13 protein-coding genes and 4 pseudogenes are annotated in these 13,263 nt (G+C 33.0%); 14 read left to right on the top strand and 3 right to left on the bottom strand.

The genetic code is table 11. The annotated features are described in order from the left end of the window. Positions 1–772: 772 nt before the first annotated feature. The 7 genes from ACFVT8_RS04730 to ACFVT8_RS04760 all read left to right on the top strand — a co-directional run bounded on the left by ACFVT8_RS04730 (position 773) and on the right by ACFVT8_RS04760 (position 7,531). Positions 773–1,450, top strand: coding sequence for a response regulator transcription factor (locus ACFVT8_RS04730; protein ID WP_387081710.1), 678 nt, complete (start codon positions 773–775; stop codon positions 1,448–1,450). A gap of 386 nt (positions 1,451–1,836) precedes the next feature. Continuing rightward, positions 1,837–2,868, top strand: a complete 1,032-nt coding sequence (locus ACFVT8_RS04735) for a siderophore ABC transporter substrate-binding protein (protein ID WP_387081708.1) — start codon at positions 1,837–1,839, stop codon at positions 2,866–2,868. 18 nt (positions 2,869–2,886) lie between these two features. Next, the gene (locus ACFVT8_RS04740; protein ID WP_387081706.1) at positions 2,887–3,903 is read left to right on the top strand and encodes an ABC transporter permease; all 1,017 of its coding nucleotides are present in this window, start codon (positions 2,887–2,889) and stop codon (positions 3,901–3,903) included. Then, positions 3,900–4,964 (top strand): iron chelate uptake ABC transporter family permease subunit, encoded by a 1,065-nt coding sequence (locus tag ACFVT8_RS04745; protein ID WP_387081705.1) that lies wholly within the window; start codon positions 3,900–3,902, stop codon positions 4,962–4,964. Before ACFVT8_RS04740 ends, ACFVT8_RS04745 begins: the two co-directional genes overlap by 4 nt. Next, the gene (locus ACFVT8_RS04750) at positions 4,961–5,713 is read left to right on the top strand and encodes an iron ABC transporter ATP-binding protein (RefSeq protein WP_387081703.1); all 753 of its coding nucleotides are present in this window, start codon (positions 4,961–4,963) and stop codon (positions 5,711–5,713) included. The genes ACFVT8_RS04745 and ACFVT8_RS04750 overlap by 4 nt, the downstream gene beginning before the upstream one ends. A gap of 338 nt (positions 5,714–6,051) precedes the next feature. After that, on the top strand, positions 6,052–6,990 hold the full coding sequence (locus ACFVT8_RS04755) for an aminoglycoside phosphotransferase family protein (protein ID WP_387081701.1): 939 nt from the start codon (positions 6,052–6,054) through the stop codon (positions 6,988–6,990). 133 nt (positions 6,991–7,123) lie between these two features. After that, a complete protein-coding gene (locus tag ACFVT8_RS04760) occupies positions 7,124–7,531 on the top strand; it encodes a GNAT family N-acetyltransferase (protein WP_387081700.1) in 408 nt (135 codons plus the stop codon). A gap of 542 nt (positions 7,532–8,073) precedes the next feature. Here ACFVT8_RS04760 and ACFVT8_RS04765 read toward each other — a convergent pair. After that, positions 8,074–8,334, bottom strand: a complete 261-nt coding sequence (locus ACFVT8_RS04765) for an ATP-binding protein (protein ID WP_387224232.1) — start codon at positions 8,332–8,334, stop codon at positions 8,074–8,076. Then, on the bottom strand, positions 8,301–8,681 hold the full coding sequence (locus tag ACFVT8_RS04770; RefSeq protein ID WP_387081698.1) for a sensor histidine kinase: 381 nt from the start codon (positions 8,679–8,681) through the stop codon (positions 8,301–8,303). The genes ACFVT8_RS04765 and ACFVT8_RS04770 overlap by 34 nt, the downstream gene beginning before the upstream one ends. Before the next feature lie 62 nt (positions 8,682–8,743). Between ACFVT8_RS04770 and ACFVT8_RS04775 the strand changes: the two are divergent. The 6 genes and pseudogenes from ACFVT8_RS04775 to ACFVT8_RS04800 all read left to right on the top strand — a co-directional run. Then, positions 8,744–9,118 (top strand): annotated as a pseudogene (locus ACFVT8_RS04775) (carboxylic ester hydrolase); the annotation flags it as partial. Positions 9,119–9,583: 465 nt separating this feature from the next. Continuing rightward, the gene (locus ACFVT8_RS04780) at positions 9,584–10,207 is read left to right on the top strand and encodes a TetR/AcrR family transcriptional regulator (RefSeq protein ID WP_387081696.1); all 624 of its coding nucleotides are present in this window, start codon (positions 9,584–9,586) and stop codon (positions 10,205–10,207) included. A 12-nt stretch (positions 10,208–10,219) separates the two neighbouring features. Further along, positions 10,220–10,771, top strand: a complete 552-nt coding sequence (locus tag ACFVT8_RS04785; protein WP_387081694.1) for a GNAT family N-acetyltransferase — start codon at positions 10,220–10,222, stop codon at positions 10,769–10,771. Positions 10,772–10,865: 94 nt separating this feature from the next. Beyond that, on the top strand, positions 10,866–11,270 hold the full coding sequence (locus tag ACFVT8_RS04790) for an NUDIX domain-containing protein (RefSeq protein ID WP_387081692.1): 405 nt from the start codon (positions 10,866–10,868) through the stop codon (positions 11,268–11,270). Positions 11,271–11,288: 18 nt separating this feature from the next. Next, on the top strand, positions 11,289–11,930 hold the full coding sequence (locus ACFVT8_RS04795) for an HAD family hydrolase (protein ID WP_387081690.1): 642 nt from the start codon (positions 11,289–11,291) through the stop codon (positions 11,928–11,930). 220 nt (positions 11,931–12,150) lie between these two features. Then, a pseudogene (locus ACFVT8_RS04800) lies at positions 12,151–12,417 on the top strand (DUF4111 domain-containing protein); the annotation flags it as partial. A 183-nt stretch (positions 12,418–12,600) separates the two neighbouring features. Here ACFVT8_RS04800 and ACFVT8_RS04805 read toward each other — a convergent pair. Next, positions 12,601–12,824 (bottom strand): annotated as a pseudogene (locus tag ACFVT8_RS04805) (VOC family protein); the annotation flags it as partial. Between ACFVT8_RS04805 and ACFVT8_RS04810 the strand changes: the two are divergent. After that, positions 12,825–12,935, top strand: a pseudogene (locus tag ACFVT8_RS04810) (VOC family protein); the annotation flags it as partial. It abuts the pseudogene before it with no gap. Positions 12,936–13,263: the final 328 nt, after the last annotated feature.

The following is a 13,263-nucleotide window of genomic DNA, read 5'->3' on the forward strand; positions in this document are numbered from 1 at the left end:
TGTAAAGATGAAGTGAAGATGAAATAAAGTTGAAATGAAACTTTATTTTTCACTAACCGGTGCTTCTTTTTTGTTATGTATTTTAAATTGTTTAAGTAGTTATGAAATTAGAGGAAATATTAATTCCAAAGGAACAAAAATTATCATAAGCCAGGACAAGTGATTATGCGAATTATTAGCGGATGGATTTATTAAATTCATTGACTGTCGCGAGACCGCATAGTATCATTTTCATTCTTACTTGTTGCAAGAAGGGGAAATTGACTTTGTTAATTGAAAATGTAATAGACCACATATCTATCCTTAAAGAGTACTCTCTAAAAAAAGTCAAAATAGGATCCTCAACAAATGAAAAATACATATTACCGTCGGCCGGAATCAATACTTTTTCACGAAAAACGAATCATCGAATTTTTATTGCTTCAAGCATTAGAAAAACAAGGTGTACAAACGCATAAAATCATAGAATGTAGGTATTCACTCCCCAAAAATAAATAGTGCCCACTTCTGTTGAGAGTTCTTCCAGGAGCAATCTAAAATAGACATGTTTGGAATCGGAAACAAGCAGTGTAGATTCGTTTTCCATAATTATGTTTACTGATATTCCAAAAGTATTAGGGCGATGATCTTTTTATTTTATAAACATTTATTGTAAATTAGTTCAAATTTATCCTGATAAGTTGTTATAATAGTTTTTAAGAAATTTAAGATTTATAAATCCAATATTCTTTTTTGGATAAATTTTATGTAATGAAGTAGAGGTGAACCATAGGTGAAACAAGCGTTGGTAATTAAGAATGAACGATCTTTAGCAAAGAAAATCGTAAGCGGTCTAAAGCAAGAAGGCTATTTCATTATAACACTTCACAATGAAAACAAAGGTTTAAATATAGTATATGAGCAAGATTGGGATATTATCGTATTGGATTGGGATTCGTTAAGTATATCTGGACCGGAAATTTGCAGACAAATACGGGCTGTTAAAACGACACCGATAATCATTGTGACCGACAATGTGTCCAGCAAGGATTGTATAGCAGGATTACAAGCAGGAGCAGATGATTATATAAGAAAACCATTTGTGAAAGAAGAATTAGTAGCAAGGATAAAAGTTATTTTAAGAAGAGGGGACTGTATCCAGCCAATCGTTACAGATTACTTTAGGCTTAAAGATCTCTTTGTTGATGCATCCAGTAATATTGTGACAAAAGGTGGGGAAAATCTCCAGCTTACTAAACGTGAGTATGACTTACTTGTATTTTTAATCAAGAATAAAAATACAATATTGAGCCGTGAAATGCTTTTGAATCAGGTTTGGGGATATGACGTAGCAGTCAATCCAAATGTAGTGGATTTATATATTGGGTATTTAAGAAAAAAGCTAAAGTGCGAGAAGAATGAACGATATATTCAAACTATCCATGGTAGGGGCTATTCAATGATTGAATAGTAAAAATAAGATAATAGGTAAAGAACAATTTGTCACAGTAATCAGTATCTAACATTATCGAGAAAACACGAGTATAAACAGTTTCATCCTGTTTTGCTCGTGTTTTTGTTCTATTAAATCGATAATCAAACAGAATTTTAAAGAGACGGAAACTATAAAAAGAATACTTCACGTATTACTTTTTGTAGCTAATCTATGCTTGAAAGCAACTTTCTTTATAAACTTATATCTTTCACAAGATTTTCACAGAATTAAAAATTATACTAATTCACAGAACGATCAAATGAAAATGATTATCAATAGCAATTGAGATGGTTAGCAAATACAATCCAATTCAATCTATAGACTTCATCATTTTCAAAATAAATTTCATAAGGAGTATATGTATGAAGAAATCTATGTTTTTAAAATTAGTTGGAATTATGGCAGTTTTGACTTTGATGTTAGCAGCTTGCTCAAGTAATAAAACTAATGAAGAGTCAAAATCCAATGAAGATAAAGGAAGTGCAGAGGTTGCTAAGTCTACGACTGTTGAAATCACCGATGCCCATGGAACTGTTACTGTTCCTGTAAATCCAAAGAATGTAGTTGCTTTGGATAATAGAACTTTTGAAACTTTAGCTGATTGGAGCATTGACTTAGTAGCTGTACCAAAGGATGTAATGCCTGCGGATTCACCATATGTAAAGGACGATTCAGTTAAAAATATTGGAAATCACCGCGAACCAAATCTTGAAATTATTGCAGCTGCAGACCCTGAACTTGTAATCGTCGGTCAACGATTTGCTGACTATTATGAAGAGATCAAAAAATTAGTGCCAAATGCAGTTGTTATTGACCTAAATGTAGATGTTTCTGAGGAAGCTGCTACACCTGGAGAAAACTTAGTAAATGGACTTAAAAATTCTACAATTGCTTTAGGGAAAATTTTCGATAAAAATGAAGAAGCTAAACAAGTGGTAGCTGATTTTGATAAAGTTATCGAAGATGCTAAATCTGCTTATAATGGAAAAGATAAAGTTATGAGTGTTATCGTTGGTGGTGGGGATATTGGTTTCTCAGCTCCTCATTCTGGACGTGTTTGGGGACCGATGTATGAAATTTTCGATTGGGCTCCAGCATTAGAAGTTGCTGATTCTACATCGGATCATAAAGGTGATGAAGTTTCTGTTGAAGCTATTGCACAAAGTAATCCTGATTGGCTTTTCGTATTAGATCGTGATGCTGCAATATCTGGTGAAGAAGATTCAGTTCCTGCTCAGGATGTTATTGCTAACGCTCCTGCTCTTCAAAAAACAACTGCTGTTTCTAAAAAACATATTGTTTATGCACCAGCAGATACTTACACAAATGAATCGATTCAGACTTATATAGAGTTGTTTGAAAACCTTGCAAATACTTTAGCTAAAGCTAAGTAGTGTAAAGGAGTAAAAAAAGTGCTGAAAAATGTAAATTCTAGGGTTGAGATAAATTCTCAACCCCACTTTTATAACTACAATAAGATATGGACAAAACCTTTTATATTAGCGATTATAGTTGTTATTATTTTAGGCATTATATCACTGTTTACTGGTGTTTATGATATACGTGGACAAGAGGATGGAATGGAGATGTTTTTCATAACTCGTGTTCCGAGAACAGTTGCATTAATGCTTACTGGAGCTGCAATGTCAATGGCAGGACTTGTAATGCAACTGATCACACAGAATCGTTTTGTTGAACCTACTACAACAGGGACTATTGAATGGTCAGGTTTAGGGCTGCTTTTCGTTTATTTATTATTTCCTGCCCCGACTTTAGTGCTAAGAATGACTGGAGCAATCATTTTTTCTTTTATAGGAACTATGATTTTCTTTTTATTTTTAAGAAGAGTTAAACTTCGCTCGTCTTTAATTGTCCCAATTATTGGATTGATGCTTGGAGCTGTTATTTCTGCAGTGTCCACTTTTATGGGACTTCTTTTTCAAATGACACAAAGTATTGAAACTTGGTTTGTAGGTTCTTTTGCGCCTGTTCAGGTGGGAAGATATGAATATTTGTGGCTAATTGTTATCGTTACTTTGTTTATTTTTATTTATGCTAATAGATTGACTTTAGCTGGATTAGGAGAAGATGTCGCAACAAGCCTTGGAGTTAATTACAATAAGATTGTTCTTGTGGGGACTGCACTTATTTCTCTTGCAGTTGGAATTGTTGCGGCTGTTATTGGAAACTTACCTTTCCTGGGTTTAATTGTCCCAAACATTGTTTCAATGTATAGAGGTGATGATCTTAGGAGTAATTTACCTTGGGTATGTTTGATAGGAATGGGGACTATAACTGCATGTGACATAATTTCTCGAACAATTATAATGCCTTTTGAAGTACCAGTTTCTTTAATACTGGGAACAGTGGGGTCAGTCGTGTTTATTATTATCTTATTGAGACAAAGAAAACCAAGGAGGCTACGATGAGCACATTGGAATATAGAAATAAAGAAAATGTCGAAATCGATTCTAGCCTTCATAATAAAAATAGATCAGCTAGGGCTTTTCGTTCTAAGAAGGAAGAAAGGCGTTATTGGATATTGCTGATAACATTGATTGCTTTGGGCATCCTTTCTTCATATGGACTTTTAGTTTATAACAATCCAGTTCCGATTGATTCACCTTCTTTTATCCCAGTTGTTAAGAGAAGGATAGTAGCTCTTGTTGCAATGATTATTGCTGCAGTTTGCCAGAGCTTGTCGACTGTTGCTTTCCAATCCATTACGCATAATAGAATTATAACTCCTTCGCTTTTAGGTTTCGAATCACTTTACTCAACAATTCAAACTAGTACTATATTTTTCTTTGGGGCTAGTGCATTGATAAATTTTACTGGGATTGGATCATTTTTATTTCAAGTTGTTGTTATGGTCTTAATGAGCTTGATACTTTATGGATGGCTACTTTCTGGTAAATACGGGAATTTACAACTTATGCTTTTAGTTGGAATTATTATTGGCACTGGGCTAAATTCTGTGTCAACTTTCATGAGAAGACTACTTGCGCCTTCTGAATTTGATATTTTACAGGCAAGATTGTTTGGTTCTGTTAATAATGCAGATTCTGCATATTTTCCTATTGTAATTCCTATAGTAATAATTGTAGCAATATTACTTCTTGCTCATTCTAAGAATCTAAATATATTGTCACTAGGGAAGGATGTTTCTACTTCTTTTGGAGTTAAATATCAATCTAATGTAATTTATACGCTTGTATTAGTTGCTATTTTGATGTCAATTTCGACAGCTTTGATTGGACCACTTACTTTCTATGGCTTTTTAGTAGCAACTTTGAGCTATCAGGCGGCGTCAACTTATGATCATAGATATATTTTTCCAATGGCTCTTGCTATAGGATTTTTGATAATAACGAGTGCTTACTTTTTGATGTATCATGTATTCCATGCTCAAGGTGTAGTTTCAGTTATTATCGAATTATTTGGTGGAATAATATTTTTAACTGTAGTTTTAAGGAAGAGGGCTTTATGATAAAAATTGATAATGTTAAAAAGTTCTATACTGATAAGGTAAAAATAGGACCTTTGGATATTGAAATACCAAAAGCTGGTTTTACTTCTTTGATTGGACCAAATGGCGCTGGAAAGTCTACGACACTTTTGATGATTGGAAGACTCTTGGATATGGAGGAAGGTCAAATTCAGGTGGCAGATATGGATGTTTCTGAAACCAAATCAAAAGACTTGTCAAAAATTTTGACTATATTACGCCAAGAAAATCATTTTGTAACTAGGCTTACTATTAGACAACTAGTTGGATTTGGACGGTTTCCTTATTCAAAGGGAAGGTTAACTATAGAAGATGAGGTTATTATTTCTAAATATATCGATTTTTTAGACTTAACTGATTTAGAGAATAGATATTTAGATGAGCTTTCTGGTGGTCAAAGACAAAGGGCATATGTAGCGATGGTTTTGTGCCAAGAGACTGAATATGTACTTTTGGACGAGCCTCTAAACAACCTTGATGTTGCTCGTTCTGTTCAAATGATGGAGCATTTAAGACGTGCAGCTAATGAATTTGGAAGAACAATTCTGACTGTTATGCATGATATAAATTTTGCAGCCAAATATTCTGATAGAATTTGTGCTATGAAAGATGGACAAATTGCCGCTTTTGGAACAGTAGAAGAGGTTATGGACTCGAAAATTTTGACAGATATTTTTGAAACAAAAATAGAAATTATCGAAGGTCCTTATGGGCCACTCGCTGTTTATTAGTTACAAATATATTAAAAATTATGCATCTCAAAAAATGAGTATGCCAAAAAACTAATAGAAAATTTAATTATTTATTGTAGCTTGCACGGATCATAATAGCTACTCTAGTTGAAGTTGCTGTCTGTATTTTACAGGCGGCGCTTTTTCAAATGCACTTGCTCACGATAATAAATTGAAGTATGTCATAACGAGAAGTTAAGTGATCTTAATATACTCTGACGTTTTTCAAGGAATAATTCAAAAAAGGATTACAAAACCAAAATAATATAACATTGACAGTCGTTGGACCGTATGGTATCATTTTCATTCTTATTCGTTGCGAGAAAGGTGGATTGACTTTGTTAATTGAAAGTGTAATAGACCACATATCGAGCCTAAAAGGGTATACATCTATAAAAAAAGTCGAGAAAGGATACTCACCAGATAAAAAATACATAGTTACCGTCGGCCAAAATCAATACTTTATACGATTATCTGACATACAATATCACGAAAAACGAACCATCGAATTTTCATTGCTTCGAGCATTAGAAAAACAAGGTGTACAAACATATAAAGCCATAGAATGTATTTTATTGATTGAGGCTAATCTTTCTGTCATGGTATTAAGCTATATTGAAGGATACCCTGCTGATGAATTCATTTCGAATCTTTCTGATGTGGAGCAATTTAATATAGGACTTGCTGCTGGGAAAGAATTAAGAAAAATTCATCAACTATATGCCCATGCTCCACAAACGATACACTGGGAAGAAGCTCAAAGAAAGAAATTCAGCTTTTACTTAAATGAATATAAAAAAGGTAGCTATCAATTGCCAAAAGAGCATGAAATATTAAACTTTATCGAAAACAATTTCCACCTTCTTAAAGGTCGACCTATAACCTTACTCCATGATGATTTTCATCTGGTCCATATCATCGTTCTAAATAACACGTACAATGGCGTAATTGATTTTAATGGCTATGATTTTGGTGACCCCTATCATGATTTTTATAATCTTTCTTTATTTAGCACAAGACATAGTATCCCATTTTGTATTGGACAAATAGATGGTTATTTTACAGAATCTCCAGACGATACATTTTGGCGAATATATGCCCTTTATGCAGCTATGAATATCGTCTCTACGATTGTGTGGACGAAAAAATATGATGAACAATCTTTTGATGATGCATTGGAAAGAATCCATCTCATTTTAGCAGATCATGATTATTTTAATTTAGATCAACCATTATGGTATAAGTCCATACCTATGGATAATGTTACAGGTTTATAAACGGCGATATTCTACTATTGGATATTTTTTAACTGAAATAATACTTATTAAATTTAGTTCAGTTTATGAACAAAATCTACTCTTAAATTATTCAACTTACATGTGCAGTTTAATGCGAGAGGGGACGTGTTTTATGAAAGAAATTAAATCGACATTTATTCAACCGAATGTAAGAGAACTTTTATCCTTTGCAACCTCTGAAAAGAATGTTGCGAAAGAATATGAATTATATATGGAGTCTCCAGTAAGAGAGTTATATGGATATGACCTTGAAAATGAGGTTGTTGGTTGTATTGGAATAGAATTTTCAAGTCCAAAACGTTGTGAAATAAAACATATCGCAGTATCTCCAGATTATAGAGGAGTAGGTATTGGGAGTAAAATGATTAGCTTTACTTTGAAAAAATATTCTTTGTCTTTTATGTTTGCTGAGACCGATAAAGATGCTGTGGATTTTTATAAAAATTATGGATTTAAAGTAACAAGTTTAGGTGAAAAATATCCGGGTGTGGAACGATTTCAATGTATTTTAAAAAGTTAATATGACTAAGTGTTTTAAAACAGTAGCGAAAGAAGGTATTGATCATTCAATGGTAAGGCGTTAGATTTTAGACAAGAGACTACTAAAGTGCCACAGTTGAAGAAATATTGCTCTCTATAATATGATTACTAACTAACAACACTTAGGGCTGTCGCAGGCCCAAGTTTAGTAGAAATTATAGGGGGAGTTGCTCTTTCAATGGGTGTTTGTTGGCCTTGGTATTCCTAACACATGAATATAAAGAAGCTTTTTTATTTTGCATGTATACAGAAAGTCAATAGAAAACCTTGCAAGGAAATTACTATTTGGAGTTACTATACTGTAACAAGGGGTGTTCCGAAGTGAAAAGAAACCATTCTTTAAAGTCATTTAGAAGGTAAAGAGATATAAATATCTCAAACAAAGTATAATTAATATAAAAAAATGTCTGCTTATGGGGAAGAAAAGCAGACATTTTTGTGTGGAAATTTTGGACATAACGTTGTAACTCTAATAGTTGAAATAAAAGACAGAAAAATTGTAATTAGATGTCTTATTATCAATTATAATTCAAAATCAATTTTAAAATAGATTTTACCGTTAGATAGCCTTGCTTGAACTGAATATCCTAATTGTTCAGTAAAGCTTTTAACTGTTGCAAGTCCAAGTCCAGTACCTGAAAAATTCTTGTCACGTGAACTTTCGCCAACATAAAAAGGTTGCCATATTCTAGAAATGTCTGCGATCGTGGTATCATTACTAATTTCAAATACACTGTTTTGTCCAAAGACTATGTGAATTTCATTTCCAGAAGCGTATTTGATGGCATTATTATCAAATTTTCAAATATGAAATGTACTTTATCTTGTTCAGCTGTCAGTATAAATTCAGTAACTTCAGTTTTAAAATAAATTTGTTTTTCTTCTTGAATATGTCGATAGTTATCCAATATCTCATTAATCAACATAATTAAATCAAAGCTTGTTTTATTAGAATCGTTTTCTTCTGTTTTGGCGAAATAAAGCATATCTGTAATTATTTTTTCCATTCTATCAACTTGTTTGTTAATGGTTGCAAGATAAGTTCCATCATCCATACCATCTTCAATTCCACTGGAATATACTCTAACTAATGCTAACGGAGTTTTAAGCTCATGTGTTAAACCTATCATAAATTGCTTTAAGTCAATGTTCCGTCTAGATAAATCCTGCTGCGCTTTTTCTAGTGCTTTACTGGCAGATGATCCCGGCTTATTTGTCCCCAATTATTTTGACAATGTACTATCTATTGGCAGGGAGAAGAAAGAGTGCCGGAAGCTGGATTTCAATTGCATTTAAGACATCGTTGCTGGTCATTTATTTGTCTGTAGCAGTTGCTCTGTCTTCACTCTTGCCGGTGATTTCATTTGAAAAACCGACTGGTCCCTTAACGGTTGGCACGGCGCTATATCATTGGGTCGACCAAAAACGGGATGAACCTATTACTAAAGATCCGAATGATCGGTGAGAGCTAATGGTGCAGATTTGGTATCCTGCTGAGGAAAAAGGCGAAGGGAAACGCGCACCTTATATAAGCGAATGGCGGCGTAAAAATCCGAATCAAGTAAGCTTAGAGCAGCTAGATGAATATTTTCATACATTAGTGAATGGCAATATTTTTGAGATTAAGGAAAAGGAATGAAATAGCCTGCTTATTAATAATGAGGAACTATAATACTCACAATAATTAGAACCACTATTTTCTATTTTTTGATGCGAGTACTGCTGATGAAATCTTCACACGTACACAAATGAATGCTAATTTAAGTGGCTATCCCAAAAGGAGGATTTTCCTCTGAAATATGAATAACACAAAATGCCGAAACGTCGATTTAACAGCGTTTCGGCATTTTTGAATTCAAGTAATTTTGTTGTAAAAGGGACTTATTAGACAGCCCCTTTTTTGACTGATTTCCCCATTTTATAAATATAAAAAGTTGAAACTATACACTTGTGTCGGTATAATCTGTAATATAAACGACAATAGTGTATAGTTTGTTATGTGCATTTTGTCATTCATTAAGGAGAGTGGCTTATGACACCAAAAGTTAGTGAAGAATATAAAAAAGAGAGAGAAAGAGACTTGATAGAAGCAGCAAAGAAGGTGTTTATCGAGAAAGGTTATGTTCACACATCTATGCAAGATATTATGGACAAAGCCGGAATATCTAGAGGTGCATTCTACAGTTATTTCAATAATATCAATCACGTTTTTATCGAAGTTTTAAAATATGATGACCAAAAAGATGTTCAATATTTTGTGCCATCTGATGAATCCCTACTTTGGCCGCAATTAAAAAACTGGATTGAAGAACAGCAAATTTATATAGAGGAAATTGACCAAACATTGCTCTATGCAAAGGCGGAATTCTTTTTATCATATAATTACAAAAATAATAAAGATAATTTCCCTTACATTTCTGAACGCTACAATCGAATTACTGAAGCTATAGAAGAAGTATTAAATGAAGGTATGCGTAAAGGAGAATTTAGACCTCAACAATCTACTCATTCTATTGCAAGGTATATCCTATCATTTATAAACGGTTTAATGTTGGACACATTTCAACTGGGACATGAACAAACAAAAGTAAAGGATCAATTATCCGTCTTACTTTTCTCTTTAGAAAAATTAATTAATCCAAAATCCGAAAAATGAGGAGTGAACTTTATGTTGTTTGAATCATCAAGATTGAGACTAAGAAAAATGACAAAGGAAGATACAGAATTATATCATAAATGGAGAAATGATGTGGAAGTTATGCATTCTACTAATCCATCTTTAGATGTTTATCCAATGGAAGAAACTCAAGAATTTGTAGATCATGTTATTTTGGTAACTAATGCAGCGAAAAGCTACATTATGGTTGAAAAAGGAGATGGAATACCAATTGGCATTGTGTCATTAATCAACATTGATTATAAAAATAGAAATGCTGAATGTATTATTGACATCGGGGAAAAAGAATATTGGGGAAAAGGATACGGTTCAGAGGGATTGAAATTATTGCTGGATTATGTTTTTTACGAAATGAATCTTCATCGAGTTTACCTTAAAGTATTTTCATTTAATGATAAAGCAATTCATTTGTACACTAAGATTGGTTTTCAACAGGAAGGGAACAGTAGACAAAGTCTATTTAGAGATGGTGAATGGCATGACATTATTCATATGGGAATTCTGCAAAATGAATACTTTGAGAAACAAGTAAAGATTTTATAAAAACAGGGAAGTATTTCAAAAATATACTACTCTAATTAATATGAATTAACTTATTGTATGTTTTATAAAATGAAGTTGAGTAGGGGGAATAATAATGGAAAAAGAAAAATTACCAAAAGTCGGAGTTGGAGCAGTTATATTAGATGAGAATAACCGGATTTTACTTGTATTACGTAAAAAATCGCCTGAATCGGGTTATTGGAGTTTACCTGGTGGCAAAGTTGACTATATGGAAACAATAGAAAATGCCGTAATACGTGAGATTAAGGAAGAGCTCGGAGTTGACATCGAAATTGAACGATTAGTATGTGTTACAAATCATATTGTTCAATCCGAAGATGTTCATTATGTTGCTCCTACATTCATCGCACATATTACTAAGGGCATAGTGCAAAATAAAGAGCCTCATGCTTTAGAGAAAGTACAATGGTTCCCAATAAATGATATACCGGAAAACATTACGATTACAACAGACTATGCACTTAAACAGTTGAAGTGAAAAAGCTAAGGAGAAAATATGGATACTATTTTATTTGATTTAGACGGTACACTGCATGATAGCGAGAAAATGTATATTCAAGCATGTTGTGACTGTATAGAAACAATTAGGAAGAGTCAACTTACTGATGAAGAAAAAAGTTATTTAATAGGAAAACCGATTACTAGAATTATTGATGAGTGGTTTAGCGGGCAAGAAAAAGAGGTATTGGAATCATTCTTTAGACACTACGAAATGATAAATAATCAAGTTAAGGAATATAACGGTATATATGAGGTGTTAACTGAATTAAAAAGTAGAGGGGTTACGATGGGGATTGTCTCCTCTAAGTATAAAAAATATGTTATCCAGGAATTGCACAAAACAAAACTCTATCCTTTTTTCAATGTTATTGTAGGATTAGATGATTGTAAAGAGCACAAACCACATCCTGCACCGTTGTTAAAAGCAGTTAACGAACTACAAATTGAACCAAAGAATTGTATTTATATTGGAGATCAACCGACAGATATTTTGTCTGCTAACGCAGCTGGTATTAAGAGTTTTGGGGCACTGTGGGGAGAAGGAAAAAGAGAAAAGTTAGAAAGTGCTTCGCCTACTGGTTTATTACAAATACCAAAAGATATATTAGTCATTAATCGTATTAACAGTGTTTGTTGAAAATATTTCTGAATACAAGCTATTGAGTTATATTATTTAAACAATAGTGTTAAAAACAAATGTCCAGGCGCTCATTAAATGGTGAATACCTGGGCTTTTTTGTGTTTTAAAATATTAAGCCCGAGGAAGCTGAACAGTACCATTAGGTAAATCGCGAACAATTATGAATATGACAAATTCAGTGGAGACTGATTGCCTTACAACAAAGTCTTGGGATTCTAAAGGGGATGAGCGCAATGTACTTTTAACCCTGGCTCGAATGTGGCAGACAGTGTCTATCGCTGAAATTTCTCCAAAAGATGTAGCTGCAAAATGGGCTTTATCCCGTTTGCCGAAAGAATACTCGACTTTACTTGACTTAGCCAGAAAAGCTTATCGTGGAGAGCACGTTGATAAGTGGGAAGGACTGGATTCCGAAGTGACAGCACTCATTAATCATATGAAAAACTCTATAGAATCTTTTAGCCAAACCAAGGATGAGCAATAAGTAAATCTAATATTTGTGTTAAAATACGGTAATATATGTGGAAGTTTGAGCTTAAACTAAGAGCTGGATTACTGAATAAAATTCTAATTATTTGCTTTAAAGAAAAAAAGGGGTGATTCAATGAAAATCTCTAAATTAGATCATTTGGTTTTGACTATAAAAAATATTAATAAAACATGTGAAACCTTCTTCAATATGAGCGCCGTAACTATCTAAATGGTCTATCACATCTAAAATAGGAACATCTGTGATAAAACATAAATCAGCAGTACCAGACATGGGTTTTTTCCTTTTGGTTCGAATTCTTTGCCTACTTCATGTAGATTTATTTTCTGCTCTCCAAAGTGTAATGCCTTTCTTCCTTCTCCAAATGTAATAACTTCCATTCCTAAAACTTGACTATAAAACCAGTAAAAAGAACAGGAGCATTAGGATCGATAACCTCTATTTATACAAGGGATCCAGATGAGAGTTTGATAGAGATTTCTAACTATTTATTAAATTTTCAACCAATTTAACTTCCTTAGTTAATAAACGGACGCATTATGAAAATAGGCTTTTTTTAAATACTTACCCCATCAGCAACTGATGATAAAATTCTCTTGTTGGTCAAAGTGGGGTTAGAAAACCACTAAAATATAAAGACAGAAGTAGGTAAAGAGAAAAAATACAAATTATTATTTTAGTAGTGGAAGTAAAGTTTTGTTACTATCTGAGATTATAAAAAGCGTACCTGTAATAAACAGGAACGCTTTTATAGTAGGTAATAGCGGAAAAAGCTCAATCTATATACTCTAACCGCAAACCTAATTCGTTAATAAGCCTATATGATTACCATCAACAAAC

The organism is Lysinibacillus sp. NPDC058147 (assembly GCF_042884205.1).
Lineage (GTDB): Bacteria > Bacillota > Bacilli > Bacillales_A > Planococcaceae > Lysinibacillus.

Coding starts and splice junctions, on each gene's coding strand:
- ACFVT8_RS04750 (WP_387081703.1), top strand. CDS start 4,961: ATGATAAAAATTGATAATGTTAAAAAGTTCTATACTGATAAGGTAAAA.
- ACFVT8_RS04795 (WP_387081690.1), top strand. CDS start 11,289: ATGGATACTATTTTATTTGATTTAGACGGTACACTGCATGATAGCGAG.
- ACFVT8_RS04780 (WP_387081696.1), top strand. CDS start 9,584: ATGACACCAAAAGTTAGTGAAGAATATAAAAAAGAGAGAGAAAGAGAC.
- ACFVT8_RS04735 (WP_387081708.1), top strand. CDS start 1,837: ATGAAGAAATCTATGTTTTTAAAATTAGTTGGAATTATGGCAGTTTTG.
- ACFVT8_RS04745 (WP_387081705.1), top strand. CDS start 3,900: ATGAGCACATTGGAATATAGAAATAAAGAAAATGTCGAAATCGATTCT.
- ACFVT8_RS04770 (WP_387081698.1), bottom strand. CDS start 8,681: ATGATAGGTTTAACACATGAGCTTAAAACTCCGTTAGCATTAGTTAGA.
- ACFVT8_RS04785 (WP_387081694.1), top strand. CDS start 10,220: ATGTTGTTTGAATCATCAAGATTGAGACTAAGAAAAATGACAAAGGAA.
- ACFVT8_RS04760 (WP_387081700.1), top strand. CDS start 7,124: ATGAAAGAAATTAAATCGACATTTATTCAACCGAATGTAAGAGAACTT.
- ACFVT8_RS04790 (WP_387081692.1), top strand. CDS start 10,866: ATGGAAAAAGAAAAATTACCAAAAGTCGGAGTTGGAGCAGTTATATTA.